The sequence below is a fragment of the Streptomyces sp. NPDC059861 genome, from assembly GCF_042731435.1.
In the GTDB taxonomy this organism is placed as follows: domain Bacteria; phylum Actinomycetota; class Actinomycetes; order Streptomycetales; family Streptomycetaceae; genus Streptomyces.
In genome coordinates this window covers 1-1,134 of record NZ_JBHWJQ010000097.1, presented here as the reverse complement: position 1 = coordinate 1,134, position 1,134 = coordinate 1, and the positions used below count along the sequence as shown (strand labels likewise).

The window sequence follows — 1,134 nt, the reverse complement described above, 5'->3', positions numbered from 1 at the left end:
TCGCGGCCCGAGCGGGAGGAGCCGGCCGGTGACCACCCGTGGACGCTCAACGCACAGGGCACCCTCACCGCGGGCGAGACCGTCGAGGGCGAACCACTGACCGCGTGGCCACCGGCGGGCGCCGAGGAAGTTCCGCTCGACGGCGCCTACGAGCGCCTGGAGGAACTCGGCTACGCCTACGGGCCGGCGTTCCAGGGACTGAAGCGGGCCTGGCGCGGCCAGGATGAGATGTTCGCGGAGGTCGTCCTACCGGACGGCCCCGACGCCGACGCCGGACGCTACCTGCTGCACCCCGCCCTCCTCGACGCCGCCCTCCACACCCTGCTGCCTGGAGTGGTGGACCCGGACCGGCAGGCCCTCGTGCCGTTCGGTTGGGAAGGCGTCACGGTCCACGCGGTGGGCGCGGACACGGTCCGGGTGCGCTTCTCCCTCGAAGCCTCGGACATGGTCGGAATGACGGTGGCTGATGGGGCGGGTGCTCCGGTGGCGACGGTGGAGTCGCTGTCGCTGCGCCCGCTCTCCAAGGACGCCCTGCGGACCGCAGCCGCCTCCGGAACCGGCGACGGTCTTCACACCGTGCGGTGGACGCCCCTGCCGGACACCACCCCCACCACCACACCCGAAGCCGCCATCCCAACCGCCGCTGTCGACGTCCTGGAAATCGTCTCCGGCGGCCGCACCCCCCGCGACGTCACCACCGACACCCTCCACGCCGTCCAGACATTCCTCACCGACGACACCAAACACGACACCACCCTCCTCGTCATCACCCGCGGCGCCCTCGCCATCGGCACCGAAGACATCACCGACCTCCCCGCCGCCGGCGTCACCGGCCTCATCCGCGTCGCCCAGACCGAACACCCCGGACGCATCGTCCTCGCCGACCTCCCACCCCACACCCCCATCGACACCACCACCCTCCTCACCACCGGCCAACCCCAACTCGCCCTCCGCGACAACACCCTCCACACCCCCCACCTCACCCCCTACAACCCCACCACCAGCACCAGCACCCGCGACACCGGCCCCCACTGGGACCAAGGCACCATCCTCATCACCGGCGCCACCGGCACCCTCGGCACCCACCTCGCCCGCCACCTCGTCACCCACCACCACGCCAAACACCTCCTCCTC

General features: G+C 71.9%; 1 protein-coding gene. It reads left to right on the top strand.

Going from position 1 to position 1,134, the window contains the following annotated elements; all coding sequences use genetic code 11:
• Nucleotides 1-1,134 (top strand): polyketide synthase dehydratase domain-containing protein (locus ACFV6X_RS35550; protein WP_385390559.1); only part of this gene is annotated, 1,134 nt, incomplete at both ends.